Annotated in this window: 32 protein-coding genes; 29 read left to right on the plus strand and 3 right to left on the minus strand. The window is 67.4% G+C overall.

The genetic code is table 11. The annotated features are described in order from the left end of the window. Window position 1: 1 nt before the first annotated feature. The 12 genes from ACQEUU_RS37385 to ACQEUU_RS37440 all read left to right on the plus strand — a co-directional run bounded on the left by ACQEUU_RS37385 (window position 2) and on the right by ACQEUU_RS37440 (window position 11,386). Window positions 2-964, plus strand: a complete 963-nt coding sequence (locus tag ACQEUU_RS37385) for a hypothetical protein (protein ID WP_433075487.1) — start codon at window positions 2-4, stop codon at window positions 962-964. Window positions 965-1,027: 63 nt separating this feature from the next. Beyond that, complete coding sequence (locus ACQEUU_RS37390) at window positions 1,028-1,237, plus strand: hypothetical protein (protein WP_433075490.1); 210 nt, start codon at window positions 1,028-1,030, stop codon at window positions 1,235-1,237. 218 nt (window positions 1,238-1,455) lie between these two features. Beyond that, window positions 1,456-2,271 carry an HNH endonuclease gene (locus tag ACQEUU_RS37395; RefSeq protein WP_433075493.1) on the plus strand — a complete coding sequence of 272 codons (816 nt, stop codon included), beginning with the start codon at window positions 1,456-1,458 and terminating at the stop codon, window positions 2,269-2,271. Window positions 2,272-2,419: 148 nt separating this feature from the next. Then, complete coding sequence (locus ACQEUU_RS37400) at window positions 2,420-2,854, plus strand: hypothetical protein (protein ID WP_433075496.1); 435 nt, start codon at window positions 2,420-2,422, stop codon at window positions 2,852-2,854. Then, window positions 2,826-4,475 (plus strand): hypothetical protein, encoded by a 1,650-nt coding sequence (locus tag ACQEUU_RS37405; RefSeq protein WP_433075498.1) that lies wholly within the window; start codon window positions 2,826-2,828, stop codon window positions 4,473-4,475. The genes ACQEUU_RS37400 and ACQEUU_RS37405 overlap by 29 nt, the downstream gene beginning before the upstream one ends. A 12-nt stretch (window positions 4,476-4,487) precedes the next feature. Then, window positions 4,488-5,927 (plus strand): phage portal protein, encoded by a 1,440-nt coding sequence (locus tag ACQEUU_RS37410; protein ID WP_433075501.1) that lies wholly within the window; start codon window positions 4,488-4,490, stop codon window positions 5,925-5,927. After that, window positions 5,902-7,764: a hypothetical protein gene (locus tag ACQEUU_RS37415; protein ID WP_433075504.1), complete on the plus strand. Its 1,863-nt coding sequence runs from the start codon at window positions 5,902-5,904 to the stop codon at window positions 7,762-7,764. The genes ACQEUU_RS37410 and ACQEUU_RS37415 overlap by 26 nt, the downstream gene beginning before the upstream one ends. Before the next feature lie 125 nt (window positions 7,765-7,889). Then, window positions 7,890-8,531, plus strand: a complete 642-nt coding sequence (locus tag ACQEUU_RS37420) for a hypothetical protein (RefSeq protein WP_433075507.1) — start codon at window positions 7,890-7,892, stop codon at window positions 8,529-8,531. A 9-nt stretch (window positions 8,532-8,540) separates the two neighbouring features. Then, complete coding sequence (locus ACQEUU_RS37425; protein WP_433075511.1) at window positions 8,541-9,497, plus strand: phage major capsid protein; 957 nt, start codon at window positions 8,541-8,543, stop codon at window positions 9,495-9,497. Beyond that, a complete protein-coding gene (locus ACQEUU_RS37430; RefSeq protein WP_433075514.1) occupies window positions 9,497-10,636 on the plus strand; it encodes a glycosyltransferase family 4 protein in 1,140 nt (379 codons plus the stop codon). Before ACQEUU_RS37425 ends, ACQEUU_RS37430 begins: the two co-directional genes overlap by 1 nt. Window positions 10,637-10,648: 12 nt before the next feature. Then, window positions 10,649-11,044, plus strand: coding sequence for a hypothetical protein (locus ACQEUU_RS37435; protein ID WP_433075517.1), 396 nt, complete (start codon window positions 10,649-10,651; stop codon window positions 11,042-11,044). A 3-nt stretch (window positions 11,045-11,047) separates the two neighbouring features. Then, on the plus strand, window positions 11,048-11,386 hold the full coding sequence (locus tag ACQEUU_RS37440; RefSeq protein WP_433075521.1) for a hypothetical protein: 339 nt from the start codon (window positions 11,048-11,050) through the stop codon (window positions 11,384-11,386). Here ACQEUU_RS37440 and ACQEUU_RS37445 read toward each other — a convergent pair. Continuing rightward, a complete protein-coding gene (locus tag ACQEUU_RS37445; RefSeq protein WP_433075524.1) occupies window positions 11,334-11,933 on the minus strand; it encodes a PH domain-containing protein in 600 nt (199 codons plus the stop codon). The genes ACQEUU_RS37440 and ACQEUU_RS37445 overlap by 53 nt on opposite strands. Before the next feature lie 44 nt (window positions 11,934-11,977). Between ACQEUU_RS37445 and ACQEUU_RS37450 the strand changes: the two genes are divergently transcribed. The 11 genes from ACQEUU_RS37450 (at window position 11,978) to ACQEUU_RS37500 (ending at window position 20,944) form a co-directional block, all read left to right on the plus strand. After that, entirely contained in the window at window positions 11,978-12,283 is a 306-nt protein-coding gene (locus tag ACQEUU_RS37450) for an HK97 gp10 family phage protein (protein WP_433075527.1), read from the plus strand. After that, window positions 12,280-12,657 carry a hypothetical protein gene (locus tag ACQEUU_RS37455; RefSeq protein WP_433075530.1) on the plus strand — a complete coding sequence of 126 codons (378 nt, stop codon included), beginning with the start codon at window positions 12,280-12,282 and terminating at the stop codon, window positions 12,655-12,657. Before ACQEUU_RS37450 ends, ACQEUU_RS37455 begins: the two co-directional genes overlap by 4 nt. 78 nt (window positions 12,658-12,735) lie before the next feature. After that, a complete protein-coding gene (locus ACQEUU_RS37460; protein WP_433075533.1) occupies window positions 12,736-13,320 on the plus strand; it encodes a hypothetical protein in 585 nt (194 codons plus the stop codon). Further along, window positions 13,320-13,646, plus strand: a complete 327-nt coding sequence (locus ACQEUU_RS37465) for a hypothetical protein (RefSeq protein ID WP_433075536.1) — start codon at window positions 13,320-13,322, stop codon at window positions 13,644-13,646. The genes ACQEUU_RS37460 and ACQEUU_RS37465 overlap by 1 nt, the downstream gene beginning before the upstream one ends. Before the next feature lie 116 nt (window positions 13,647-13,762). Beyond that, a complete protein-coding gene (locus ACQEUU_RS37470; RefSeq protein ID WP_433075539.1) occupies window positions 13,763-14,164 on the plus strand; it encodes a hypothetical protein in 402 nt (133 codons plus the stop codon). A 33-nt stretch (window positions 14,165-14,197) separates the two neighbouring features. Continuing rightward, complete coding sequence (locus ACQEUU_RS37475; RefSeq protein WP_433075542.1) at window positions 14,198-18,544, plus strand: NlpC/P60 family protein; 4,347 nt, start codon at window positions 14,198-14,200, stop codon at window positions 18,542-18,544. A 30-nt stretch (window positions 18,545-18,574) separates the two neighbouring features. Then, window positions 18,575-18,826 carry a hypothetical protein gene (locus ACQEUU_RS37480; protein ID WP_433075544.1) on the plus strand — a complete coding sequence of 84 codons (252 nt, stop codon included), beginning with the start codon at window positions 18,575-18,577 and terminating at the stop codon, window positions 18,824-18,826. A gap of 10 nt (window positions 18,827-18,836) precedes the next feature. Beyond that, window positions 18,837-19,304 carry a hypothetical protein gene (locus ACQEUU_RS37485; protein WP_433075547.1) on the plus strand — a complete coding sequence of 156 codons (468 nt, stop codon included), beginning with the start codon at window positions 18,837-18,839 and terminating at the stop codon, window positions 19,302-19,304. A gap of 63 nt (window positions 19,305-19,367) precedes the next feature. Next, complete coding sequence (locus ACQEUU_RS37490; protein ID WP_433075550.1) at window positions 19,368-19,844, plus strand: hypothetical protein; 477 nt, start codon at window positions 19,368-19,370, stop codon at window positions 19,842-19,844. Between the two features lie 171 nt (window positions 19,845-20,015). Next, window positions 20,016-20,540: a hypothetical protein gene (locus tag ACQEUU_RS37495; protein WP_433075553.1), complete on the plus strand. Its 525-nt coding sequence runs from the start codon at window positions 20,016-20,018 to the stop codon at window positions 20,538-20,540. Window positions 20,541-20,626: 86 nt separating this feature from the next. Beyond that, window positions 20,627-20,944, plus strand: coding sequence for a hypothetical protein (locus ACQEUU_RS37500; RefSeq protein ID WP_433075555.1), 318 nt, complete (start codon window positions 20,627-20,629; stop codon window positions 20,942-20,944). On the opposite strand, the gene ACQEUU_RS37505 is transcribed toward ACQEUU_RS37500, so the two are convergent. Together ACQEUU_RS37505 and ACQEUU_RS37510 are read right to left on the minus strand one after the other, a co-directional pair. Continuing rightward, window positions 20,896-22,140 (minus strand): tyrosine-type recombinase/integrase, encoded by a 1,245-nt coding sequence (locus ACQEUU_RS37505; protein WP_433075558.1) that lies wholly within the window; start codon window positions 22,138-22,140, stop codon window positions 20,896-20,898. The genes ACQEUU_RS37500 and ACQEUU_RS37505 overlap by 49 nt on opposite strands. After that, window positions 22,140-22,715 carry a helix-turn-helix domain-containing protein gene (locus tag ACQEUU_RS37510; protein WP_433075561.1) on the minus strand — a complete coding sequence of 192 codons (576 nt, stop codon included), beginning with the start codon at window positions 22,713-22,715 and terminating at the stop codon, window positions 22,140-22,142. Before ACQEUU_RS37510 ends, ACQEUU_RS37505 begins: the two co-directional genes overlap by 1 nt. Before the next feature lie 77 nt (window positions 22,716-22,792). Here ACQEUU_RS37510 and ACQEUU_RS37515 point away from each other — a divergent pair, with 77 nt between their 5' ends. The 6 genes from ACQEUU_RS37515 (at window position 22,793) to ACQEUU_RS37540 (ending at window position 26,584) form a co-directional block, all read left to right on the plus strand. Next, window positions 22,793-23,020, plus strand: a complete 228-nt coding sequence (locus ACQEUU_RS37515) for a helix-turn-helix domain-containing protein (RefSeq protein WP_433075564.1) — start codon at window positions 22,793-22,795, stop codon at window positions 23,018-23,020. 361 nt (window positions 23,021-23,381) lie between these two features. Then, window positions 23,382-24,158, plus strand: coding sequence for a bifunctional DNA primase/polymerase (locus ACQEUU_RS37520; RefSeq protein ID WP_433075627.1), 777 nt, complete (start codon window positions 23,382-23,384; stop codon window positions 24,156-24,158). After that, window positions 24,155-25,705: a DUF3631 domain-containing protein gene (locus tag ACQEUU_RS37525; protein WP_433075567.1), complete on the plus strand. Its 1,551-nt coding sequence runs from the start codon at window positions 24,155-24,157 to the stop codon at window positions 25,703-25,705. The genes ACQEUU_RS37520 and ACQEUU_RS37525 overlap by 4 nt, the downstream gene beginning before the upstream one ends. Further along, on the plus strand, window positions 25,702-26,016 hold the full coding sequence (locus ACQEUU_RS37530; protein ID WP_433075570.1) for a hypothetical protein: 315 nt from the start codon (window positions 25,702-25,704) through the stop codon (window positions 26,014-26,016). Before ACQEUU_RS37525 ends, ACQEUU_RS37530 begins: the two co-directional genes overlap by 4 nt. Further along, the gene (locus ACQEUU_RS37535) at window positions 26,013-26,222 is read left to right on the plus strand and encodes a hypothetical protein (RefSeq protein ID WP_433075573.1); all 210 of its coding nucleotides are present in this window, start codon (window positions 26,013-26,015) and stop codon (window positions 26,220-26,222) included. Before ACQEUU_RS37530 ends, ACQEUU_RS37535 begins: the two co-directional genes overlap by 4 nt. After that, the gene (locus ACQEUU_RS37540) at window positions 26,219-26,584 is read left to right on the plus strand and encodes a helix-turn-helix domain-containing protein (RefSeq protein WP_433075576.1); all 366 of its coding nucleotides are present in this window, start codon (window positions 26,219-26,221) and stop codon (window positions 26,582-26,584) included. The genes ACQEUU_RS37535 and ACQEUU_RS37540 overlap by 4 nt, the downstream gene beginning before the upstream one ends. The last annotated feature ends 48 nt before the right edge of the window (window positions 26,585-26,632 follow it).

A 26,632-nucleotide genomic window follows, 5' to 3' on the forward strand; every position in this document is an offset into this window, starting at 1 on the left:
CGTGCGAACCCGCATCTTCCGCGAATCCGACGTCAACCGTGACCCCGAAGGCAAATTCGCCCGCAAAGGCTTCGCGGGCGCGAACAGCCCTACCGCAGACGTCCCTGACTCGCCCAGCCGGCACGGCACCGGCCGCGGCATGCCCAGCATCGTCGCCGGCGCCGACATCCGCACCCGCAAGGGCGACGAGATCGCGCTCGACATGCATCACGATGGCACCGTCACATTCGCGGTGAACGGCACGTCCGTCACCCATGACAAGGCGACTGCGTCCACCCTCATGGAGCGGATCGGGGAAGCGTCCGCCTACGAGGAAGACTTCGAAGCCTGGGTGAAGAGCACCCCCACCGGCCCGGACGGACGGCCCGGCACGCCGCAACTGGCAGCGCTCGTCCGAGCCGAAGGCGACGGCGCCGTCTCCGTACGTCTCGCCCCGACTCCCGGAATGTCCGCAGAAGCGCTCCGCAACACCCCGCCGATCAACCTGTCAGGGGACGACCAGAGGAAGCTCGGAGAGGGGTACGACCGCGCCCGAGCCGCGACCCGCCTCGACACCGGCCCCGGGGAACTGGACGTCTTCCTGGGCGACGGGAAGACGTTCGGGTTCCGGCACGTCGGCAACGACGGCGAACCGGTCGAGGTCGAGTTCAACGCCCGCTCCATGGCCCGCCTCCAGCGCGCCATCAACGTCGTCTATGAAGGGTTCGACGAGGACGACCCGGACGGCCCCGACGACGGCGTCACCGAAGTCGACATCAACACCAACGCGGGCAAGGTCCGCGTCCAGCTCGACGGCGAATGGCGGGGCGACGGGCCGGGAGACAGGCTGTGGATCCTCCCAGCCGATCACGACAACTGGGGGATCGTGGTCAGCGGAAACCGGCAGGAGGCGTTCGGCGAAGCGCTGGAAGACCTCGAACTGCTGGCCGAAGGTGAAGGCTGGTACGACCCGAGCAACAGGTAGGCCCAGCCTTGCGGTGACTATCGCACACGCGTTCGGGCATAGGCCTATGCGAGGTGATCACACATGGCACGCAAGAGAGGAAACGCCGCACCGCTCAAGCAGTACTGGCTCACCGGAGCCGGGGCTCGCCGCGTGCGCTGGAACACTCCAGGCGACCACCGCCGCTGCACAAAGGCCGTCAAGAAGTACCTCGGCCCGAGGGCTGCCGCCTACTGCGCCACCCTGCACAAGCAGGCTACGGGGGTGTGGCCTGGCGACAGACGGAACCGCTGATCGCCCGAAATTTGTCGGTGTGACCTGAGATGATGACGTGACACCCGAATAGAGGAACCCCGGCCGGCGTATGTGAGAGTCCGCCAACCGGGGTTCGTGCCAACCTGATGGAGCAGGCTGACATGACCGAGGCTACAGGGCTGTGCCCTGAGTGCAGCACACCTCTCGTACGTAAGGGCTATGGCCCGCCACCCAAGTACTGCTCGACCTCCTGCCGTGTGCGCGCATCCAACAAGAGGCGCGAAGTCGATGGACGTGCCGCCGCATACGCAGAGAAGGCTCGCCTCCGACGAGAGGCCGAGCGTCAGGCCGACGCGCGCCCCTGCCCCTACTGCGGCTCCCTGATGACCCACAAGCGCCGCGTCCAATGCGGGGCTCCCGAGTGCGCCAAGAAGCACAACACCGCCAACCAGAGACGCCAGCAGTTGAAGCACAAGGCCGAGAAAGGCCAGTGGCTCACAGACAAATACCAGGTCACCCGGACCTGCATACAGTGCGGCATCACATGGAAGACGCGCCCAGCCCGAAACGCCAAGTACTGCTCGAACACCTGCCAAGCAGCCTACGAGCACGGCCCTGAGCGCCTGGTTGACCCTCCACCGGCTTGGTTCCGAAAGAAGCTGCGCAAGGCCGCCAAAGCCGCGCGAGGGACACGCAACACCCGTCCGTGGGTGGTAGGCAACTGCGCACGATGCGGCGACCCCTTCACGACCGCGCTCACCAGCGACCTGCCCAAGTACTGCTCCGTCCAATGCAAGGCGCGAGACTCAGCCTCACGCCGCAGAGCGCTCACAGCAGGCGCGAAGATAACCTTCGTCCGCCGCTGGTACATCTACGAACGCGACCGATGGACGTGCCACATCTGCGGCGACCCAGTCAACAGGGGAGCGACAGCGCCCGACCTCGACGCCCCTGTACTTGACCACGTGATCGCCTTAACAAGGGGCGGAACGCACACCGAAGACAACCTCCGAACCGCGCACTTCTACTGCAACAGCGTCAAGCGCGAACTTGACCTCGCCGAACTGACCTGAAGACCCTGGGGAGGGACCCGGATGCCCGGGTCAAATTCCGCACCGGCATGTATACCGCTGGAGATCGCTCCCAAGTTTTGATGCCCGCGAGGGGTGGCTGAGAGCCGCCGAGAGCGCCTGTAGCGCCTGACCGTCTCGGGGGGTTGTCATGGGTGCTCGCGGGCCGGTAGGGAAGCGCTCGAACCAGCGGCACGGCCATCGGACGAAGGCTGAGCAGGAAGCAGTCACGAAGGTGCCGGTTGCGGGTGCTCCGCTAGACGCGGAGGAACCGGACGAGTCCTGGCACCCAATCGCGCAGCGCTGGTTCCGCTCGCTGGGGGCGTCGGGGCAGCGGGTCTTCTATGAGGCGAGCGACTGGGCGACTGCGCGCTACATCGCGGAGGCGATGTCCCGCAACCTGGAGGCCGGCCGGTTCTCGGCGCAACTGTTCGCCGCGGTGATGTCCGGGATGTCGAGTCTGCTGACGACGGAGGGGGACCGTCGCCGTATGCGGATCGAACTGGAACGTTCGGTGCAAGCCGATGCCGACGAGGAGGCGGCTGTGGTTGCTCTCGATGAGTATCAGCGTCGTCTCTCCGGCTGACCGGCTCGTCACGCTCCCCGAGGGTCTCCCCGATCTGACGCTCGGCTGGGAGGTCGTCCGGTGGGCGACGAAGTATCTGAAGCAGCCGAACGGGCCCCGCGCGGGCCAGCGGTTCGAGTTCACCGATTCGCAGATCCGGTTCCTGTTGTGGTTTTACGCCGTCAATGAGTCTGGCGAATGGCTGTTCCACCACGCAGTGCGGAGGCTCGCCAAGGGCAGCGGCAAGAGCCCGTTCGCCGCGTTGTGGGCTCTCGCCGAACTCACGGCACCGGTACGACTGAAGGACTTTGACCCGAAGGTGCCGGGCGGATGCGTCGGCCGGCCGGTGGAGATGCCGTGGGTGCAGATCGTGGCGACGGCGGAGAGCCAGACGAAGAACACGATGCGGATGGTGCGGGCGTTTGCACCGAAGGGCTCCCGGTTGGTCCAGGAGTTCGCGCTCGACCCAGGGAAGACGCAGTACTTCAAGGCGCCCGAGGGAACGCTGGAGCAGATCACGTCGTCGTTCACTGCGGCTGAAGGTGCGGAGGCAACGGCGATCGTTGGCGACGAGACGGAGCACTGGAAGCCCAGCAATGGCGGCACCGAGTTGTCCTCGACGCTCGCCGACAACCTGGCCAAGTCGGGTTCGCGCATGATGACCACCTGTAACTCGTGGATACCCGGCATCGGCTCGATCGCTGAAGCCGATTGGGATGCATGGGTGGCACAGGAAGAGGGTCGAACGCGCAACGAATCGCGCATTCTGTACGACGCGCGAGTGGCCCCGCCGGACACGGACATGGCCGATGAGGTGTCCCTGCTGCGTGGGCTGCAGTTCGTGTATGACGACTGCTGGTGGGTCAATCATCGGGCGATCGTCACCCGTATCTGGGATCCGCGGGCCAAGCCGGACGACTCCAAGCGGAAGTATTTCAACTGGCCGACTGCGGTTGAGGACGCGTGGCTGGAGCCGCAGGCGTGGAGCGCCATCGCAGACCCGACCCAGGTGGTGGCGGACGGTGAGGAGATCGTCGCGTTCTTCGACGGCTCCAAGAGCCGTGACGCCACCGCCCTGATCGGGTGCCGGGTGTCGGACGGCCACGTCTTCACGATCGGCGTGTGGGAGCCGGACGCCGCTCACGACACCGAGTCGGTCGTGCCTGTCGCTGCGGTGGACGCAGCGGTGGAGCAGATGTTCGACCGATGGAAGGTGCTCGGTTTCTTCTCGGACGTGAAGGAATGGGAGGGGTTCGCGAAGGTCACGTGGCCGAAGCGCTATGCCGACCAGTTGCTCGTTAAGGCCGTCCCCGCCGGGAAAGATCCGCAACTGATCGCCTGGGATATGCGCGGCCACCTGTACGACTTCACGCAAGCGTGCGAACTCACCGAGACAGAGATTCTCGACCAGCACTTCACTCACGATGGCGACGCGAGAGTGGCGCGCCATGTCGGCAACGCCCGCCGCCGGCCGAACCGGTACGGAGTGTCCATTGGCAAGGAGTCCCCGGACTCGCCGAAGAAGATCGACGCAGCGGTGTGTGTGATCGGCGCACGCATGGTCCGCCGCCTGCTGCTCGGATCGAAGGAATGGCAGAAGCGCCGCAAGCCAGGCAAAGGCCGTGTCGTCATCATGCGCTAGGAGGGGGTTCTGTTGGTTGCCGTCATCCCCGAACTTCCGCTGCTGACGCTCACGGACGATGAGACGGCACTCCTCGGCGCGCTCCGCGGCGAGCTGCTGTCGCACCGGTTCGGCCTGGAGTTGCGGGACTGCTACTACAACGGTGAGCAGCTGATCCGCGACCTCGGCATCTCGATCCCGCCACAGCTCAAGGGCTTGCACACGGTCATCGGGTGGCCGCAGATCGGCGTGGACGCGCTGGAGAACCGCCTGGACATCGAGACGTGGCGGTACAAGGACTCGCCGGACGACTCGGGCGAGCTTGAGGAGATCGCCGAGGCGAACGATCTGATCGCCGAGTCTGAGCTGGCGCACCTGGATTCGCTGATCTACGGCCGATCGTATGTGGCGGTCGGGTCGGCGGATGACGATGACATGCCTCCGCTGATCTCGGTCGAGTCGCCGCTCGACATGACCGTCTTCTACGACGCGCGCGCTCGGGCGGTGACGTCGGGGCTACGCCTGTACAAGATCGAGGACCAGGACGCGGCGGTGCTGTACCTGCCGGACTCATCGATCCACGTGGTGGCGACGAACTCCGGATGGGAGGTCATCGACCGCGACGACCACGGGCTCGGCCTGCCGCCGGTGGTGCGGATCTCGAACCGGCAGCGGACCGCGGACCGGATCGGACGGTCCGAGATCACGAACGCGGTCATGAGCGTCACGGACGCGGCCTGCCGGACTCTGATGGGGATGGAGGTGGCGCGCGAGTTCTATGGCGCTCCTCAGAGGTACATCCTCGGCGCGTCCGAGAGCGCGTTCCAGGACGCCGAAGGCAACACCAAGTCCGCCTGGGAGGCCTACCTGGGCCGTGTGCTGGCGCTGGAGCGGGACGAGGACGGCGAAGTCCCCACGGTGGGCCAGTTCGCCGCCTACGACCCGTCCGTGTACACCCGCATGGTCGACCTGTACGCGCGGATCATGGCCACCCAGCTTGGCCTGCCGCCGCACTACCTCGGCTACACCACCGACAACCCGGCGTCGGCGGACGCGATCCGCTCGACGGAGGCGCAGCTGGTGAAGCGCGCCGAGCGCAAGCAGGCATTGTTCAACACTCCGTGGGCGCAGGTTTTCCGTCTCGCCTTGCTGGTCAAGACGGGCGACCTGCCGGACCGGTCCCGCCGCATCGAGACGGTGTGGCGCAACCCGGCCACGCCGACGATGGCCAGCCAGACCGACGCCGCGACCAAGCTAGTCCAGGCAGGCATCCTGCCCGCGGACTCCGACGTCACCTTGGAGATGGTCGGCCTGACGGAAGGGCAGCGGCGGCGCGTCCACGCCGACCGGCGCCGCGCTCAAGGCCGGCAGGCGCTGACCGACCTCGGTAACGAGCTGGCCGCACGCCGGGCGGCACGCGAACAGACCGCCGAGCCGGAGGCCGCGGATGACGCAGCAGTCGAGAGCGGCTGAGCATCAGGCCGCCCAGCGTGCCTTGTCGGCGCGTGTGGCTGAGCAGCTCGGCCCGCTGTGGGACCTGATCCGTCTCGGCGCGTTCGCCACCACCGTCCCGCTGTGGATCGAGGCGGTGAAGGAGCTGCTGGAGGCGTTCGCTCGCATGTCGGGGACGCTCGCCGCCGACTACTACTCCGAGGAGCGGGACATCGCCCGCGCCCGCGGGGTGTTCGTGCCGGCCCCGACCGTGATCCCGGACGGGAAGGCGGACGCGTCGCTGCGGTGGGCCACCAAGGACCTGTGGATCCCCGAGGACGACGGTCCGTCGCCGATCGGGGAGCGCCTGGCCGCCGCCGAGAAGAAGGCGGAAGGCGCCGCGCAGAAAATCGTGGCCGACGTCGGGCGGGACACGATCGCCGAAGCGATCCGCGAGGATGACGAGGCCATCGCCTGGGCGCGCCATACCGGCCCGGACGCGTGCGCGTTCTGCGCCTTGCTCGTGAGCCGCGGGCCGGTCTTCCATACGCGCGAAACCGCAGGTGCCGGGGCTAATCGCCGCTTCGAGGGGGCGGGCGAGTACAAGTTCCACAACAACTGTGTGCCGGGAGACGTGCTAGTCGATGGGCCTGCCGCAGAAGTTGGCTATCGACGGTATTTCAAGGGCGAAATGGTCATCGTCCGCACCGCCGCTGGCCACGAGTTGCGCATCACCCCGAATCACCCGGTACTGACCGATCAGGGATGGGTTCCGGCGGGCCTCCTCGGCGAAGGCGATTATGTAGTCAGCAGCCTCAATGCACAGGGGGGCCTGCTTGCGGTCCCAGACGAACACCATGGCCCATCCCTGATTGAGGATGTATGGGGTGCGCTCAGCGTGCTCGGGCTTACGCGCGTGCCAGGTTCCGCCGAGGACTTCCACGGCGACGGGACCGATGGCGAAGTCCACGTTGTACGGGCCCACCGCCTTCTGGGGAGTCACGTCAAAGTCCGAAGCTTGCAGGTACTTGGCGAATTGGAACTCTCGGTCGCTGGCGTGAGAGAGAGTCCGTTCGCGCTGCTGGGCGTGCTTGATGGCCTCCTCGGGGGAGACGGCACGGCCTCGGATGGCCTCGTGCGCTCTCTCGGCCTGGCGTTTCCGCTCCTCGGGCGTGAGCTTGCTCGCGCGAATAAGGCCAGCTTCCCGGCTTCCCCTGATGGGCACCCCGGCCTCTATGAGGCGGTTGCGGATCACAGTGCGGGCCACTCCATACCGCTGAGACAGCGCGAGTTCACTTTCGCCCGCCTTATAGGCGGTGATGATCTCGGTGACGTTCAGAGGGGCGCGCCGAGAGCGACGCGGCAGTCCACGTTTCACGATTTCGCGCGACAGAACGGAAGGCGACACCCCCGTCGTCGCGTAGACCTCGCGCCCGGTCATGCCGGAAAGGTGGGCGTCAATGGCCCGATCGAGGGCGTTGGCACTGGTCCGGTGCGGCCGATGCGGTTCGATCCCTCGGGCTTTCACGGCCTTGTGGATGGTGCTGACGCTTATGCCCGTCTCGGCAGAGACCTCCTTGAACGTCTTACCGGACGCGTAGAGCGTGACCGCGTTATCGAGGTCCGCAGGGTTGATTTCGACGGTCACGTATTCAATCTCCAGACGCGTGAAGGCTGGTATCGGGCTAATGGCGTAATTGTATCTAATTGCGACTGCACCGTGTATCCGCTGTTCGAGGGGCAGATCTGGGAGCCGCCTCAGTACGTCCTGGGCTGGGACGACCTGTATGCCCGCTCCACGGGCGACGCGTATGGCACCAAGGCCAAACTCCGTGCCTGGCGTAAAGCGTTCGAGGGGCGCGGCGAAGAGCCCGCATAGAGCCCCCTTTCAAGCTTCCGAAAGGCCGCCACCGTGCGGCCTTCCGGCGTTCCGACCCCGCCTCCGCGGGGTGATCACCCCATGGCGCGGCGCCGCGACGGCCCGGCCAGCAACGAGAGGCCGCGATGGCTGACGACAACACCACCGAGCAGCACGCCCCCGAGGACGCCACGTCCGAGGAGGAGACCGTCGACAACGCCGCACAGGAGCCCGCGACGGGCACCGACGAAGCAGGCGACGACGACAAGCTCGGCACCCCCGGCAAGGCTGCCCTGGCCAAGGAGCGCAAGCTCCGCAACGACGCCGAGCGCGCCAAACGCGAAGCCGACAGGGCGCGGCGTGACCTGGAGAAGCAACTCCAGGAGTATCGCGACAAGGACAAGAGCGACACCGAGAGGGCGCTCGCCAGGGCCGAGAACGCGGAAAAGCGCGCCGAAGCGCTTCTGGAGCGGGCTGTCCGCGCCGAGGTGCGGGCGCTGGCCTCCGGCCAGTTCGAGGACCCCGAAGACGCGATCACCTACCTGCGGGAGAAGTTCGGCGGCTACTCCGACGACGGAGACATCGACGCCGGCCAGATCAAAGCCGACCTGGCGGATCTGCTCGACCGCAAGCCGCACCTGGCGAAGAAGGCCGCCGCCGAGCCGGAGAAGCGGCGCCCGCCTGCGCCTGACATGACGCAGGCGTCGAGCGCCAACAAGCAACGTTCGTCAAGCCCCGCGGATGAGTTCGCGGGGTTTCTTCATTCGCGGCTCCGTAGCCGCAAATAAGGAGTCTCCATGGCTACGACCGACCCGATCCTGCTGTCGGATCTCAATGATTCTCTGCTGCCCCGCACTCTGACTGGGCCGATCTTCGAGAAGTCCGTCGAGCAGTCCGCGGTCATGCAGCTGGCGCGTCGCGCCCCGCTGGCGATCGATGCCACCACCAGCATCCCCGTGCCGATGGATGTCCCCACGGCGGACTGGGTCGGCCAGGGCGCGCGTAAGCCGCTGTCGTCCGGCGGTATCGACGTCAAGCAGATGACCGCGAAGAAGCTGGCCGTCCTCATCCCGGTCGCGGAGGAGGTCGTCAACACCAACGCCGCCGGCCTGTGGACGCAGCTGCAGAATGACCTGCCGACCGCGTTCGCCCGAGCGTTCGACTACGCGGCCATCCACGGCAAGACGATGAAGGGCGCGTCCGGCCCGTTCCCCGACTACCTGATCGAGACCACGAAGTGGCAGGAGCTCGGCACCGCCACCCAGACCAACGGCGGCATCTACGCCGACCTGGTCAACGGCATGAAGCAGATCGTCGACGACGACTGGGACATGACCGGTTTCGTCGCCGACCCGCGGCTGAAGCCCGAGCTGCTGCTGGCGGTGGACGCCAACGGCCGGCCGATCTTCGTGGACACGACCACGCCTGGCACGAACGCGGCGTCGGCGGGCACGCTGATCGCCGAGCCGCTCGCCTACTCCCGGTCGGTGTCGGGCAAGCACCGCCGCCAGTCCACCTCGACGGACTCCGGCCTGCGGGCCATCGGCGGCGACTGGAGCCAGGCGGCGTACGGCGTCGGCATGGACATCACGGTCCGCATCTCCGCCGAGGCGACCTACGTGGACGAGGAAGGCGGCGTCCACTCTGCGTTCCAGGAGAACCTGGTTCTTCTCCTGGCGGAGGCCTACTACGGCTTCGTCGTCGGCGATGTCGAGGCGTTCGTGAAGTACACCACGAACGGCTACATCTCCTGATGCCGCCGCGTCGCAGGACGGCGGAGGGTGACCCTCCGCCGAAGCGGACCCGGCAGGTCAAGCCTCCGAAGTCGCCCGCCGAGCCTGCCGAGCGGCCCGCCGCGGCGGATGCCCGTCCGGCCGAGTGGCCTGCCCTTCAGGGGAAGGCCGACAGGCCGAAGCGGATCGTCGTCCGCATCCACTCGGCGCCGCCGCACCACAACGCGGGCGGCGAGTGGGCGCTGTTCTCGATGCTGCGACCGCTCGCCCAGCGCGGGCACGACGTGCAGGTGTGGCTGTCGAGGTACGGGAAGGCGCGCGACCCGTACCACCTGGACGGGATCATGGTGATCCCGCTGGCGGCCCGCCTCGACTTCGGCTCGACGGTGCGGCACGCCGACGTGGTCATCTCCCAGTACGAGAACGTGCCCGCCGCCGGCGCGCTCGCGAGAGGGTACGGGATTCCGTTCGTCGTCGTAGCCCACAACCCGGCGCCGGCGGTGTTCCGGAACATCGGAGCCGGGTCGACGGCGCTCACCGTGTACAACAGCCTGCATCTGCAGGCCGAGGCCGAGTCGCTGTTCGACGAGCGGCCGAAGTGGCTGAAGCCCGCCCGGTCGATCGTGGTCCGCCCGCCGGTGTTCGCTGACGACTACGCCACCACTCCCGGCCAGCTCATCGCGATGAGCAACCTCAACAGGGAGAAAGGCGCCGAAACCTTCTGGAAGCTGGCCGCGCGCATGCCCGAACACCGCTTCTTGGCGGTCGTGGGCGCCTACGGCCACCAGATCGTGCGCGACCTGCCGAACGTCGAGGTGATCGGGCAGGTGCCCGGCGACCAGATGCGCGAGCAGGTGTACGCCCGGACGCGCGTCCTGCTGATGCCGTCACATGCGGAGACGTGGGGCCGTGTCGGGGTGGAGGCACTCGCGTCCGGCATCCCGGTCGTCGCGGCACCCACGCCTGGCCTTTCGGAGAGCCTCGCTGACGCGGGGATCTTCTGCGAGGCGGGCGACGTCGACGCATGGGAGGCATCCCTGCGGGCGCTCGACGACCCTGCCGAGTGGGCCGCCGCCTCGGAGCGTGCTCTCCAGCGGTCGAAAGAACTCGACCCGTCCGCTGATCTCGCCGCCTGGGTCGAGGCGATCGAGTCCCTGTAGGGAGGGGTGGTCGTGGTCAACGCTGTCGATCTGGCCCTCTACCTGGACGTGCCGGAGATCAACGAGTGCCGGGCGAACCTGCTGATCGAGCAGGCGACGGCGCTCGCCGAATCCGTCGTCAAACCGCTGCCGGACGGGGCGTCCGCGGTGGTGCTGGCCATGGCGGGGCGGGCGTACGCCAACCCGCAGGCAGTCTCCTCCGAGACGGTCGGCCCGTACACGGTTCAGCGCCCGCAAGCAGGCCTGTACATGACCAAAGCCGAGACCGCGGCACTGAAGCGTCTCGGCGGGCGGGGCGGGGCGTTCACCATCGACCCCACCCCGGCGGAGGCGACGCCGGCACCGACGTGGCCGTGGGACATGGACGGCGACGGCTGGCCAAATTCCCGCCAGTGGCAGGAGATCTGACCGATGCCGCTGCCCTTGCCCGCGGGGGAGACCGTCGTGCTGCTGCGCCGCACCCAGACGGGCCGGGACGGTCACGGCAACCCTGTCTGGTCCGTGGCCGAGCTCCCCGTCGAGGGGTGCGCGGTGTGGCCGACCGGCTCCACCGAGCAGAATCACGGCCAGGACCAGACGAGCGAACGCCTTACCGCGCTCGCCCCGTACGGCACCGACGTTCGCTCCACCGACCAGATCCGGGTCCGCGGACTGGTCTACGAGGTGCAGGGGTTGCCGTCGTCATGGCGTAGCCCGCTCACCGGTACCCGTGCTGGGGTGGAACTCCGTTTGGAGCGTGTCCGGGGATAGTCGTCCGCACGGATATCGGGCCGAGAAGCTGCGCTTTCGCCACCTCGAACTCAGCTTGGCTCATCGCGCCGGCTTGGACGAGGTGCCAGAGCTTGGTGAGCTGGTCACCTATGCACTGCTCCTGCGGGAGCGGGCTGGCCTGTGGCGCTGGAGCGGGTGGTGGCGAGGTCTGGCGGTTGCGGATGGCCTCGGCGATCCGGCTGCCATCCGGGTTGTATATCTGCTTCAGCTCGGCTCGGTTTCCGGACGCGTGCACGGTGAGGGTGCCCTGCGAGAAGCCTGATCTCCACTCCACCGATGTGATCTTGTCGATCGGGAAGTCCTCGCTGGCCTTATTCACCCATCCGTCGCGGACAAACAGCAGGCGCTCGCCAGTGAGAGCGAGCAGCCCAAGTCCACCGCCGTAAAAGCCGCCGGCTAAGTACTGGACGAACTCGCCTTCCCGTAGGTATCCGGCGAGTTTGCGGATCTCGCGGCGGGCGCCGAACTTGGTCTCCATTCGGTCGGCGGCGGCCTGGATGTCGGGTCTGAGTGCGTCGTAGGCCATGCCTGCTCCCTCGTGTCGGTCCCTGATGCCCCCGGGAGGTCACTGTGGCACCGAAAGCGCGTTTCCGCCCCGACTACAAGGGAATCGGCCGGATCCTCACGTCGAAGACGATGCAGGGTGCGATGGAGCAGCGGGCCGAGAGGGTTCGGGATCGCTGTGTCGCTGACGCGCCCGAGGACACTGGCACATACAAGTCGAGCTTCCGGGTCGAGACGGGTATCCGGCCTGGTCCGAAGCCGCGCGCTGTATCCAAGGTCGTCAATGACGACCCGGCTGCTCCGTACGTGGAGTGGGGCACCTCCCGCACGCCCCGCTACCGGGCGATGGGCAGAGCGGCGGGTGTCGAGTGATCGACGTCGAGGCGGCGCTGATCGCCTGGCTCGAAGGCACCCTCGACGACGTACGCGCCTCCACGGAAACCCCATCCGACCTGGACGACCGGCTGCCGTGGCTACAGGTGGTCCGCCTCGGCGGCCCCTACGACGGCTTCCGCCGAGACCAGCCTGCCGTGGACATCTCAGCTTTCGCCGTTACGGGTCCGGCTGCCAGCGACCTGGCCCTACAGGTACAGAAGGCGCTCCACACCCAGCTGTGGGGTGCCACGACGGGCGGCGCCGTCTTCTCGCGGGTGGAGACCCGGACCGGCCCGCACAAGGTGCCGTACGACAACCCGAACATGCGTCGCTACGAGGCGACCTACGCGTTCGTGATCCGCCCCGCCTAGCCCGCATCCACTCCAGCCCTCGGACCGTCGCGGCCGAGGGCTTTTGCATGCCCTACCTGGGAGATCAGGAGATCACCAATGGCAACCATTGTTCGCGCCGACGATCTCGCGCTCGTCGGCTCAAACGGCGGAGCCTGGGTGGCTCCGCTCGGCACCGCCCAGCCGACCGACCCGGCGGAGACGCCGAGCGGGCTGTGGCTCCCGATCGGCGCCATCTCGGACGACGGCCTCACCAACGGCGTCGACGAGGACTCGGAGTCGTTCACGCCGTGGGGCCTCAACTCGCCGTTCAGGACCGTCACCACCTCCAGCGTCAGGACCTTCAGCTTCACCGCGTGGGAGACGAACCGGCCGATCGTCAAGAGCCTCCAGTACAAGATCGACGTGGCGGAGCTGGTGCCGGACGGCGAAGGAGTGGTGACCTTCGCCGAGAGCGGCGTCTCCTCGCCCGACCGCCGGGCCTGGATCTTCGACGTGTATGACGGCGACGTCTGGGAGCGGTTCTACATCCCCGAGGGCGAGATCACGGAGAGGTCCGAGGTCACCTACGCCCAGGGCGAGATGGCCGGCTACGAGTGGACCATCTCCACCTACCCGGACGCGTCAGGAAACCTGGTTTACCACGCCTACATGGCGCCCCAGGTGGATGAGGTCAGCTCCTGATGGCAACCCCCAAGAAGGTCATCACCGAGGCTGGCAAGCCGGTCTCCCATTTCAGTCTGCGCCAGCGTAAGCGCGAGGCGACACAGGAACCGTTCACCTTCGACGTGGACGGCGAGTACTTCACCATGCAGCCGCCTGCGGACGCGGACTGGCGGGTCACCGCTGATCTGTCCACGGGCGAGAGCAGCCTGCGGGACTTCGTCAAGGAGCTGCTCGGCGACGACTACGAGCGGTTCTGCAAGCTCGAAGGGGTGTCGTCCGATGACATCAGCGCCCTGATCGAGGCTGCCACTGCGCACTATCAGGGAGTCAGCCGGGGGGAATAGCGGGCCTCGCCGCGCTGCTCGCCGAGCATTACGACGACGTCGAGGCCGACCTGTGGATCCACTGCGGGAAGACGGATGTGCGGGATCTATGGCGGCCAGGCGGTGGCGAGTCCCGTATGACGTGGCGGTTGCTCGGCAATTTGATCCGCCACCTGCCGCCCGAATCGGCGACCAAGACAGCGCTGCGCAACAAGATGGGAGACGCCGAGATCGCCCGGTCGGCGAAGGGCGCGGACCCGTCGTGCGGGCAGTGGTCGCAGACGGAGATGCTGCTCGCCTCGCTCATCGATTCGGTGCGCTGGCTGCTGCATGTGACGCTCGTCGCCCACGGCGGCAAGAGCAAGAAGCCTGAGCCGACCCCGCGGCCAGGTGTGAAGACGAAGGGCAAGAAGAGCCGCCCAGCCCTGTCGGCAGCGCAGGCCGAGGCCGTCTACCGCCGCATCCACGGCGCCCCCCTGAACGGGACATGGCAGCAGACCAAGCCGGGTCGTGTCACCCACCTGCCGCGCTCGGAGTAGCCCGGCCACCCACCAAGCGACAGGAGGTGGCTGGTGGCCGAGTTCGTGGCGGGCGAGGTTGTCGTCCCGGTTGTGCCGGACGCGACCGGGTTTCAGAAGACGCTGCGTAAGCAACTGGTCCCCGGCGCGTACCAGGTCGGTCAGGAGATCGGCAAGGAGATCGGTCGCGGCATCTCCGACAGCCTGAAGGGCGTCTACGAGCCGCTGCGGGAGCAGACGCGCCGGCAGCAGCAACAGGCGCCGAAGGATGGCGCCCAGGTCGGCGGGGCGTTCGCCCGGGGCGTCAAGTCGGCGATGGAGGCGGCGTTCCGCTCGCTGCCGAAGGTCGAGCTCGACGCAGACTCGTCCGAGGCGCAGCGCAAGGTCCAGGATCTCCGCACCCGCATCGAGACCCTGTCGGGCAAGACGGTCGGCATCGACGTGGACGCGGCCACGGCGCAGGCCGAGGTGGCGGCGATCCAGCGGGAGTTGTCCGCCCTCGACGGGCGGGACGTGTCCGTCGACGTCCGGGCCGACATCACCGCAGCTCTAGCCGAGCTGGCGACGGCGCAGGCTGCCCTGTCGGCGATCGACGGGAAGACGGTCAACGCCCGCGTCGACGTAGACATCTCTGGGGCGCTGTCGTCGATCGGCGTCATTTCCGCGGCACTGGCTGGCCTGGCGGCGATCCCGGTGGGGGCGTCGCTGGCGGCCGGGCTCGGCGCGCTGACGGCCCCGCTCGCCGCGGCGGGTGTCGGTTTCGCGGGCCTGGCGGCGGTGGCGGTGCCGAGCGTGTCCCGTATCGGCGAGGCGCTGAAGCAGCAAGAGCAGGCACAGAAGGCGGCCACGTCGGCGACGTCGGGGGCGGCGGGTGCTGCGCAGCAGGCGCAGATCCAGGCGATCAACCTGGCGGCGGCCGAAGAGCGGGTCGTGGACGCCAAGCGCGCCGCGAAGCTGGCCGAGGAAGGCCTGACCGCAGCGCGGCAAGAGGCCAAGCGGGCGGCCGAGGATCTTGCACGGACGGTCGCGAACGCCGCCCTCGATGAGGAGTCGGCGGCGCTCGCCGTGGAGGAGGCACGACAGCGGCTCGCCGAGGTCGAGGCTGACCCCAAGGCGGGCGAGCTGGAGCGCAAGCGGGCCGAACTCGCCGTACGGCAGGCGAAGCAGCGGGCCAAGGACGCCGAGGCTCGCAGCAAGCGGCTCCGCGAGGAACAGAAGGCCGCCGACAAAGCCGGCATCGAGGGCTCGAAGCAGGTCATCGCCGCCCGGGAGAAGATCGCCCAGGCGAACAAGCGGGTCGAAGACTCCGAGCGCCAGCTGCGGATCATGCAGCTGCAGCAGGCCGCCGCAGCCCAGCAGTCGGCTGCGGCGAACCGGTCGGTGGCGGCAGAGGTCGTCAAGCTGTCCCCGGCGGCGGCAAAGCTGGCCAAGCAGTGGAAAAGCTTCTCCAAGGTCTACGAGGACTGGCAGAAGTCGCTGGAGCCGAGCATTCTGCCCCTGTTCGGGCGCGGCCTGTCGCTGGTCCAGTCGCTGCTGCCGAAGGTGTCTCCGCTGGTGCGGGGCGTGTCGGTGGCAATCGGCGGCTTGCTTCGAGAGATGCAGGAGGGCCTGAAGAACCCCTTCTGGACGAACTTCATCGCTGACATCACCGCCGCGGCGCCGAAGGCGATCTTCGGGCTGGGCAAGTCGTTCGGCAACATCGCTACCGGCATCGCCGGGATCATCAAGGCGTTCTTGCCGTTCATGCCCACCGTGGTGGGCGGGATCGAGGCCGCCACGGCGGCGTTCTCCAAGTGGGGTCAGGGCCTCAGCACGTCGGGAGGCTTCCATGCCTTCATCACCTACGTCCAGCAGAACGCGCCCAAGGTCATCGAGATCGTCAAGAACATCGCGATCGCCATCGGCAACCTGCTGTCCGGCCTGTCCGGTCCGGGCGCTGGAGCGCTGGACGTGATCGTGTCTATCTCGCAGGCGCTGGCCGGCCTCACCCCGGGCGAGCTCCAGGCGATCGCCGCTGCGGCGGGCGCCGTGTTCGTGGCGTTCAAGGCGTGGCAGGGCATCACTACCGTGGTCAACGGCGTCCGGGCGTCCATTCAGACCGTGTCGTCGATCGTCAACGGCGCCAGGGCCGTGTGGGGAGGCCTGGGCAGGGCGGCGCAGGCCGCCGCCGGGGTGGCCAGGACCGCCGGGGCAGGGATCGCCGCGGCGGCCCGCACCGCGGGGTCGGTCGCCTCCAAGGGGGCGACGGCGGCGTGGACCGGCATCCAGACCGCTGCCACCCGGGCCGGGGCCGCGGCGCGGACGGCGGGTACGGCCATTGCTTCGGCTGGGCGTGCCGCGGCTACGGGGGCGGTGGGGCTCGGCAAGGTGGCGCTCGGCTATACCAGGATCGCCACGCAGGCGCTCGTGGCCAGGGCGCGGGTCTTGGCGACGGCGGTGGCGCAGAGGGCTGTCGCGGCGGCGACGCTCGTGTGGGCTGCTGCGCAGCGGGTCCTGAACGTGGCGTTGAAGGCGAACCCGATCGGGCTGATCATCACCGCGATCGGGCTGCTCGTCGCAGGCCTGATCTACGCCTACCAGAACAGCGAGACGTTCCGGAACATCGTGCAGGGAGCGTTCCGCGCTATTGCGACGGTGGCGCAGTGGCTGTGGACGAACGTGCTGCAGCCGATCTGGAACGGGCTGGTGTTCCTGTGGCAGAACGTCATCGCGCCGGCGGCCGTGTGGCTGTGGCAGAGCGTCCTCAAGCCGGCGTGGGACGGTATCGCTGCGGCGATCGAGTGGGCGTGGACGAACATCATCCAGCCCGCTATCGCCGCTCTGGTGCTGTACTGGCAGACGATTCTGGGACCGGTCATCACGTGGCTGTACGAGAACATCGTCAAGCCCGCCTGGGACGCGATCTCGACCGCGATTCAGTGGGCGTGGCAGAACATCATCCAGCCTGCGGTGGCGGCGTTGGTGCTGTACTGGCAGAAGGTTCTCGGCCCGGTCATCACGTGGCTGTGGAACAACATCGTCAAGCCCGCTTTCGACGGCATCGGAGCGGTGATTAAGTTCGCTTGGAACAACATCATCAAGCCCGCCGTGGCGGCTCTCGTCCTGTACTGGCAGACGATTCTGGGACCGGTCCTTACCTGGCTATGGGAAAAGATCATCAAGCCTGCTTGGAACGGCATCTCCGAGGTCATCAAGGTCGCTTGGGAGAAGGTCATCCAGCCCGCGGTCAAGTCGTTCGCGGCGTTCATCTCCGAGAACCTGCCCGATGGGTTCAAAAAGGGCGTCGCGATGATCGAGAAGGTTTGGAACGGGCTCAAGGAGGTCGCGAAAAAACCCGTCAACTTCGTGATCGAGACGGTCTACAACCAGGGCATCGTCAAGCTGTGGAACACCGTCGCCGACGCTCTCGGGCTGAAGGACCTCAAGCTCAGCCCGTTGCCGGCGCTCGCCCGCGGCGGCATCCTGCCCGGCACCAGCTCGTACCGGCAGGGTGACGACCAGCTTGTGGCGATGCGCCGCGGCGAGGGCGTGTACGTCAGCGAAGCGATGCGCGACCCGTACGAGCGCGCCCGCCTGCACGCCGTCAACAAGGCCGCTCTGCACGGTAAGTCGCTGTCGCCGTTCCAGGGTTTCCAGGGGCTGGCGGGCGGCGGCATCGTTGGCGACCTGCTCGCGTCGGGGGTGAGGTTCGCCGCCGAGAAGCTCATGAATCCGATCCTTGACCAGGCGTCCAAGGCCATGGGCGGCTCCCCGTGGGGGAATATGCTGCTGGCCTGGCCGAAGAAGATGGTCTCCGACGTGATCTCTTTCCTGGAGAAGAAGGAGTCGGAGGCGGGTGGGCCTGGCGCGCAGAAGGCGCTGGCGTTCGCGAGGGCGCAGATCGGCAAGGACTACAAGTGGGGTGGCACTGGCCCCAACGTTTTCGACTGTTCCGGCCTGACGATGCGGGCCTGGCAGGCGGGTGGACGCGGCGACATCCCGCGGACCAGCCAGCAGCAAATGGGCTGGGTCAAGCAGATCGGCAAGCCCGTGCCGGGGGCGCTCGGCTTCCCGCATCCGGGCCATGTGTGGATGTACGTCAACCCGAACACGATCATCGAGGCACCGCAGACAGGGCTGAAGGTGCGGCAGGTGGCGGCACGGGCCGCGCAGCTCGTCGGTGTGCCGCCGACCGAGTACGACTCGGGCGGCTTCCTGCCGACCGGGCACAGCCTCGTGTTCAACGGCACGGGCAGGCCGGAGCCGGTGCTCACCGACCGGCAGTGGCAGTCCGTGCGGGGCGGCGCTCAGGGCGGCGACGGGTCGATGCTCAACGTGGAGAACTTCCATGCCACCCCCGAGCAGTCGCCGGCCGCTATTGCGCGCGAGTTGTGGTGGCTGTCCAAGGGCCGTCCGCGCTGACTTCCATCCCCGATAGGAGGCGGTTTCGGCATGCCCTGGAACCCCGACGACGGCCAGACGTTCGGCGAGTGGCTGCGAGGTGGTGCGCCTCTCGGTGACGGGCGCACCGCCGACGTGGTGACCGGTGAGCGGACGTGGCGCACCCGCGACCAGGTGAACGAGGGACGCACTGAGGCGGGGGAGCGGTTCAAGACCGTCACCGATCAGCTCGGCAACCGGGTAACCGAACGCACCGACGCCAAGGGACGCCAGCGCAAGGACGTCAAGATCAGACTCAGATAGGAGGCGTCCTGTGGCGCTGACGCAGGATGGCTGGTTCAACGACACCATGATCAAGGCGTTGTCGAACGACATCGCGCTTGATCTCTCGGACACCACGCCGGGCGTCTTTAAGGGTGCCCTTTACGAGGTGGCGGCCAGCCCGAACTTTTCCCAGGCCAACCCGGCATACGGCACTGCCCCGCTCGACTCCGACGAGTCTTCCGGTCCGGGCTATACGGCGGGCGGCGAAGACCTGACGGTGACCGGCTTCGCGGAGGTCTCCGGCGCCGCCAACAAGATCGGTTGGCAGTTCGCGGAGGTCGAGTGGACCGAGTCCACGATCGACGCGGGCGGGCTGCTCATCTACGTGCCGTCCCTGTCGAACCGGGCCGTGCTGCTCAGAAGCTTCGGCTCCGAGTACTCCACGGCCGATGGAGTCTTCAGCGTGTCGTTCCACTCGGACGGCGTGTGGCGGCAGGTACTCCGCAACGCCGCCTGACCTTGGCCTTTTTCGACTTCTCGCCCGCCTTGCGCGGGCTTTTCGCATGTTAGGAGGCCGGAAGTGGCCAAGGCTGGATATTCCGTCGTGACCGGGGCGGCGGTGTCGCTGTCGGCGTCCACCGCCAAGACGGTGCTCGGCGTACTGGCCCCCTCGGAGTTCGGGCTGGATCTGAAGAAGGTCTGGTTCGGGTTCACGGGCGTGACCGCCAACGAGGCGCCCGTGCTGTGCGAGGTGTGTGTGGCCACGTTCGCGACGAACGCGCCCGCCACCAACTCGACGACTCTCACCACCTCCGTACGGCAGGTGTACGGCAGGGCGATCGACCACGGGGTGACGGCGGCCCGGAACTGGACGTCGGAGCCGACCGTGCTGACCCCGATCGCCGAGTTCCCGCTGACCCCGAACGGCGGCACACTGCTGTACGACTGGCCGCTCGGCGACACCCCCGACTGCGCCCCCAGCAACGGGTTCGCGCTCCGCTTCACCGCCGCCGCCAGCGTTTCGGTGCGGGCCAGCATGACGTGGGAGCGGTGCTAGGTGCCGATCGCGATCGACTCCTCGTCTCCCGCGATCGTCTCCGGCACCACACCGCGGACCACGGCCAGCTTCACCGCGCCGGCGGACAGCCTCTTGGTCGCTTTGTGTGCGTCCAACTCGGGAGCGGTCACCCACACCGTCAGCAGCACGGGCCTGACGTGGACGTCCAGGGTGAAGCGGGCGATCCCTGACTCGGGTGCGAACGGCGCGGCGGTTGAGATCTTCACTGCGGTGGCGGCGGCTTCGGCGTCCCGGACGGTCACGCTGTCGAGTAGCGCCGGCGGAGACATCGTCGCGCTGAAGGTGCTGGCGATCACCGGGGTTGACTTGGATGCGCCCATCGGTTCGGTGGGAGAGGGGTCGTCGTCCACGGCGAATCTGACGGTGACCGCCTACACGTCTACCGCTATCGGCTCGCGCGCTGTGGGGATCGCCTCTGACGAGGAGTCGGACAGTTCTCCGACGTCGTCCGATACGGGATTCCCGTGGGCGGTGTCGTTCGTCTACTCGGGTATCGCCGTCCACAAGGCGAGCAACACGTCGTCTGCGGGCACGTCGGTGACGCTGAACTTCAACGGCACCGGGGACTCTAGGGCGTGGAACTGGGCCGCCTTGGAGGTTCTTCCCCGGCCGGAGACGCCGAGGGCTGTCACGTTGAGGCCGACGAGCGCAGTCCACCGCGCCGCCAGCTGGTAGAGAGGGGCTGACCGGTGGCCCGAGTTGGACGCTCCTATTCGAATCGTCCGCGCCTGTCCCGCCATCCCCGCAACTGGGGCTGGTCGGTGTCGCTGCCTGAGTTCGAGACGCTCTCGGAGTGGCCCGCCGTCACGGTGGTCACCCCGAGCGCGAACATCTTCCTGGCGCCGTTCGAGACCGTCTCGGAGTGGCCGGGGCTCGACCTCGCCTACGACCAGAATCTCGTCCTGCCGCCGTTCGAGACGCTCTCGGAGTGGCCCGCGCTCGACGTGCAGGTGCCGATCCTGCCGGGCGACGCCATCACCGGCAACTACCAGATCGAGTACAACGCAGGCGCATCTACCTTGGTTAACGCCTATACGGCGGCATCTCCGGGCACTTCTGGGGCACATGGCCCATTTTGATCTTGGAAAAACAGATTCATCGCACTGCGGGCACGCTCGGAAGCGTTCGGCATCATGTGAACATATGTCCGCAACGTGAAGCCAGGATCAAAGTGCCCCAGGTACTCGCTCACTGTCTTGATATCGACGCCCGACGCGAGCCAGGCGCTTGCAGCGGTATGCCTGAGGACATGCGTGCCGAACTCTCGACCCGAGGGCACGCCGGCCTTGCGCCGAGCCAGCCGCCACGACTCGCCCACGTTGTTGCCCCACATCGGATCGCCGCGGCGGCTCGTGAACAGGAGGCTGGCCGTAACCGGCTTGCCCTCCGGAATCCGCCACGGCAGGGTCACGGGCACCGGCTTGTGACGCTGGATACGCGACGACACTCGCAGGCCGACGAAGTCGGGCAACGGGACGTCTCGCATCTTTCCGTACTTCGGGAGCGCGAACACGAGCCGCCCCTTGGAGAACTTCACCTGTCGGCGCACATGGACGACGCGGCCGAGGAAGTCGATGTCCTCAAGGGCGAGCCCCAGCAGTTCCCCCTGTCGCAGTCCGCAGCCCGCGCCTATGTACGGGAAGCCCTCGTACCAGTCAGGTAACGCCTCGTCGAGCGCTTGCACCTGAGCCAGTGTCAGGGGGACCACCTTCCGCTCCTCCGGCTTCGGCACCCGGACAGACTTAGCCTTGAATGGGTTACGGCTGATGATCCGGTCGTCAATCGCCGCGTTGAAGATCGCGCCCAGCGAAATTGCGTTGAGCTGGATCGTTGACGGCGCAAGGTGGGGCTCCTGTTCCTTGAGCCACTGCTGTATGCGCGACGGAGTCTTAGCCAGGGCTCCTATCGGGAGCTTCCCGATAGGGCGAGAGAAGGCCCACATCTCAAGCCGCATCCTGGCCTTGTAAGCCGTCTGAGGATCACACCCCATGTTCGCGACGTAGCGTCGGCCGTACTCGGCGAGCGTCACGGCACCGGCGTGTGGATCGACATAGGAACCGTTGGCCAGGCTCGCCCTGATCTCCGCGTCTCGCAGTTCGGCGGTCGGCAGCTTGGCAAACGACTCCTTCTTCTGGTTGCCGTCCTCGTCGCGCCACCGCACCTGCCAGCGCTCTTTGCATCCATGGTCCCGCGTCTTCGCGCGGGCGGGCTTGCACGAGCACCTCGGGTCACCGGCTTTCGGGTGCGTCTTGTGCCACCTGTCGTAGATCGCCATCAGGCCTCCCGCCATGGCTCGGGATCGCGCCGGCGCTCACTCTCGACATGCGCCGCTTGCGCCTGCGGATCGTCCGGGTAGAGGCGACGGCCGATCTCCTCGACGCCCTCCCGCCTCTTGACCAACTCCTCGTTGCTCCGCTCGCCGAGCATCTGATACCGGCGCTTGCCCTTCGGGCGGGCGTGCATCTGGAAGTCGGCGAAGTCGTCGTCGTCATACGGGTGCTTGAGCGGCTCCTGTCCGTCCGCCCACCGCCATGCCCGCCAAGAGGAAACCTCGCCGGCAACCGTGACCTCGGTGGAGGTCTGGTCGGCCACGGGCGGCAGTAGCAGGGCGTTCGGGTTCACGCCCAGCACCACCGCGAGCGCGACCAGGTCGTCAACGTCGATCTTCCGGTCACCCTTCTCCATCCGAGTGATTCCGCTCTGCTGGATGGGGCGGCCGTGGTCACTCAACAGCTTGGAGAGCTGGGAAGTGGAGAGTCCGCGTACCCCTCGAAGTCGCCGGAGGTTCGCGGCCACGTGCGCGCCGCTGGGGCCAACTTCGTTGACCTGTCGCCTGTCCATCGATGCCATATAAGCAGCGTCCCACACGAGCTTGACATGATCCAGCCTGAGCTGACACGCTGCGTAATACGCATAGATACGAATCAATGCTGGAGCACCGAATGTCTACTAGAGCTAAAACTGTTGACGAGCGCCGAAGCCTCGCCAAGCCTGCGGAGGTTGCCGAGTACCTCCAGGTGAAGGAGGAGACCCTCGCCCAGTGGCGGTATCGGAAGATCGGCCCGCCGTGGACGAAGGCCGGTAACGCTGTCCGCTATCGCTGGCCTGACGTGGAGAGCTACCTCGATAAGCAGGCGCAGGGCGGTGCCGCCTGATGCACCCGCCCGACAACGAGAACGGGCCTCGGGAGGAGCACCCCGAGGCCCGCACAAACACCCATCAGGGCGCTAACGACGACACCCTCACGGTACAGACCGAGTTGCCGTTGCGCTACCCACTCGCTCGGGTCTCTCTGTACGAGCCGCACGCTGGCAGGCGGACATGGTGGTTCGCCTATCGCTGCCCGGTCTGCTCGTACGGGCACCGGGGCGAACTCCGCCGCGCCACCGATGAGGAGTCGGCGAGAGCCGCCGTGCAGGGCGTCCGCCGCGCGCGATGCGGGCCTCGGGTGTGGCTCGCTGTCCGCAAGACCTACCGAGGTGCCGCGGCTGACTCGGAGGTGGCCGCGTGACCCGGATGCTCGATGCTGCCCTGTCGTACATCGCCCGCGGCTGGCCGGTGTTCCCGTGCGAGCCTGGCGGTAAGGCCCCGCTGGGCGTCCTGGTCCCGCGCGGCTTCAAGGACGCGACCCGTGATGTTGAGCATGCTTCGCGCTGGTGGACGTCGTTCCCCAACGCCAACGTCGCGATCCCCACGGGCGCCGACACGTTCGACTGTCTCGACGTCGACGTGGAGCCGAGCGGCAGCGGCTACGGGGCGTTCAACCGACTCAAGCGGGCCGGCCTGGTCCCCGATCCGATCGCCATCGTGGCCACGCCGCGCGGCGGCATGCACGGCTGGCTCGTCGGCAGCGCCCAGGCGTCCGGCAGGCTCGCCAAGCACCACATCGACTTCAAGGCGCGCGGCGGATACGTGGTCGCCCCGCCCTCGGAGGTCAACGGCAGGCCGTACACGTTCGTCCACCAGGGGACCGGCGTGGGAATGCTCAACTGGTCAGCCGTGCGAGACCTGCTCGACCCGCCCAAGCCTGTAGCCGCACCCGCCTACATCGGCCCCAAGCGGGGCGACTACGGCATCCCCGGTCTGGCCGTGTGGCTGTCGACCCGCACCAGTCACAGGAACGACTCGCTGTTCTGGGCGTGCTGCCGCGCCATCGAGAACGGCGCCGGCGAGGCCGACCTAGACGAGCTGGTTCGCGTCGCCGTCACGCTGCCCGGCGACGACGAACTCACCGAACGGGAGGCCCGTCGCACCGTGCGCTCCGCCCTCAGGACCGCCCGGAGGACCGCATGAGTCTGCACCTTGTCGGAGAGCCGAGCGACGACTCAGAGCTGACCCCGCCCACGCCGCTCGACGGTGCCGACGTGCTCGGCCGGGTGGAGAAGTTCGCAGGCCAGTACCTCAGCCTACCGAACGAGCACTGTCTCCCCACGATCTCCCTGTGGGCGGCTCACACGTACGTTGCGGAGAAGTTCTACACGACGCCTCGCCTGATCTGCAGTTCGGCGGAGCCCGAGAGTGGAAAGACCCGCGTCCTGGAGGTGTTGAACCACCTGGTCTACAAGCCCGAAATGATCCTCTCCCCCACCACCGCAGCCCTGTTCCGCATGCTGTTCGACGGTCCGATGACGCTCTTGTTCGATGAGACAGACACGATCTTCAACGTCAAGAACGCGGGCAATTTCGAGGACCTTCGCGGACTGCTCAACGCTGGCTACAAGCGTGGGGCCACCATCCCGCGCTGCGTGGGCGACGCGTCCAAGATGCGGGTCCAGCGGTTCAAGGTCTTCGCCCCCGTGGCGCTGGCCGGTATCGCGGGCGGTATGCCAGCCACAATCACCACTCGGGCCATCACGCTCCACATGCGCAAGCGGGCCGCAGGTGAGCACGTCGAACCGTTCTACGAGGAGGACGCGGAAGAGGAGGCCAGGCCGATCGCCGCGGACCTGGCCGCGTGGCTGGAGCCGTTGGCGGAGGACCTCGGGAAGGTCCGCCCCGTGATGCCCGCAGGTGTTGTGGACCGCCCTGCGGAGGTCTGGAAGCCCCTTCACGCCATCGCCGATGCGGCTGGCGGTGAGTGGCCGGACCGCGTCCGGGAGGCATGCAAGTTCTTCGTCCTCGACCCGAGTCGCCGGCCGCTCTCGCTTGGCGTCCGGCTGCTGGGGGACCTGCGGGAGGTCTTCACGGTCCGGGATAAGGACGGGAAGATCATTAAGCGTCATGAGCGGGTGCGCACCGAGGAGATCCTTTCGAGCCTGGTCGCCATGGAAGAGGCGCCCTGGGGCAACCTCTACGGCAAGCCGATCGACGCTCGCAGGCTGGCCGCAGAGCTGCGCGGCTATGAGGTCCTGCGTAAGACGTACAAGGACTCTTCGGGTAAGGCGGTCAAGGGCTACATGGTGGCCGGGCACGCCGACAAAGAAGGCGTGAGCGTTGGCCTGGGGGACGCATGGATGCGGTACCTGCCCGCTCAACCCGACATTCTCGGTAACCCCGGTAACTCAGGTAACCACGCAGATCAGCCGGTTACCGACGAGGAGCCGGTTACCGAAGATGCGGTAACTGCCGATCCTGCGGTAACCGTTCTGACCAGCGAAGTTACCGCCGTTACCGGGGTTACCGAGAAAACCGGTCCGAGCGTTCATCCGAACCAGATGCAGGTCCCCGGCACCCCACCGGCCGATCCGGTCGAGCCCACCTCGGCGAAGCCCGCCCGCCGCAAGTGCGGGGCCCCCGGATGCCGGAAGAACGTCCCCAAGACCGCGCGGGCCGACGCCCGGTTCTGCTCGCCCACCTGTCGTAAGCGAGCCAACCGCCACAAGCCGAAGGACGCCTCATGACCGAGAGCCGAGCGATACAGGCCGCCGCGAAGCTCATGAACGTCTCCGAGCGCTCCGTCAGGTACGCCCGATATGTGATCGAGCACGGCATTCCCGAGCTTGAGCAGATGGTCATGGCTGGCACGCTCACGATCTCTGCCGCCGCCATGCTCGCGGAGGAGACGCCCGAGCGGCAGCGCGAGGTTGTCGCCACCACCCCGCCACGCAAGATCCGAGCGTTGCTTACTCGGGAACGCGCGGCAAATTTGCCGGAACCTGAGCCGTGCCCGCACTGCAACGGCACCGGACGCAAGCCGAAGGAGACCCCGTGATCCCGTTCCATGGACCGCTACCCAAGCCGGAGGACTACGGCCTGACGCCCGAGCAGTTCGCCCCTCTCCTGGAACAGGTCCTCGACGAATGCGCCGAGATCGCCGTTGACGGCATCATGGCCGGTCTCGATCGAGACCCGCGGTTCTCCCCCCGTATCGCGCTCGCCCTCGCCCGCCGACTCCAGAGGCGGTACGGCGGCACGTGACCCAGCCCCACATCAGCCTGCGGACCCTGGCCATGGTCGTCGACCGCGCCAGGGTCCGCCGTGCGCTGCTCAACCACCGGGCAGACCCCGGCAGATACGCCGAGCTGTCCACGCTCGCCGAACTCCTCGTCGCCGACACCCTCGCCAACCAGGCAGGTGTAACGGATTACACCGAAGTGGCCATTACGGACACCCACGAGGAATCGTTGCTCCTGACGGTCGCGGAAGCCGCGGCCATCGCCGGAGTCACGAGATCAGCCGTCTACCGCGCCATCAGTGAGAACCGCCTCACCGCAGCCAAGACGAACCCCCACCTCATCACCCCGGCCGCCATCGCGGCCTACACGAGACGGGCCGCCTGACACGCAGGAGGCCCCCGTGACCGACCCCGGACAGACGTTCGCAGCCTG

The sequence above is a fragment of the Nonomuraea sp. CA-218870 genome, assembly GCF_050936535.1.
Lineage (GTDB): Bacteria > Actinomycetota > Actinomycetes > Streptosporangiales > Streptosporangiaceae > Nonomuraea > Nonomuraea corallina.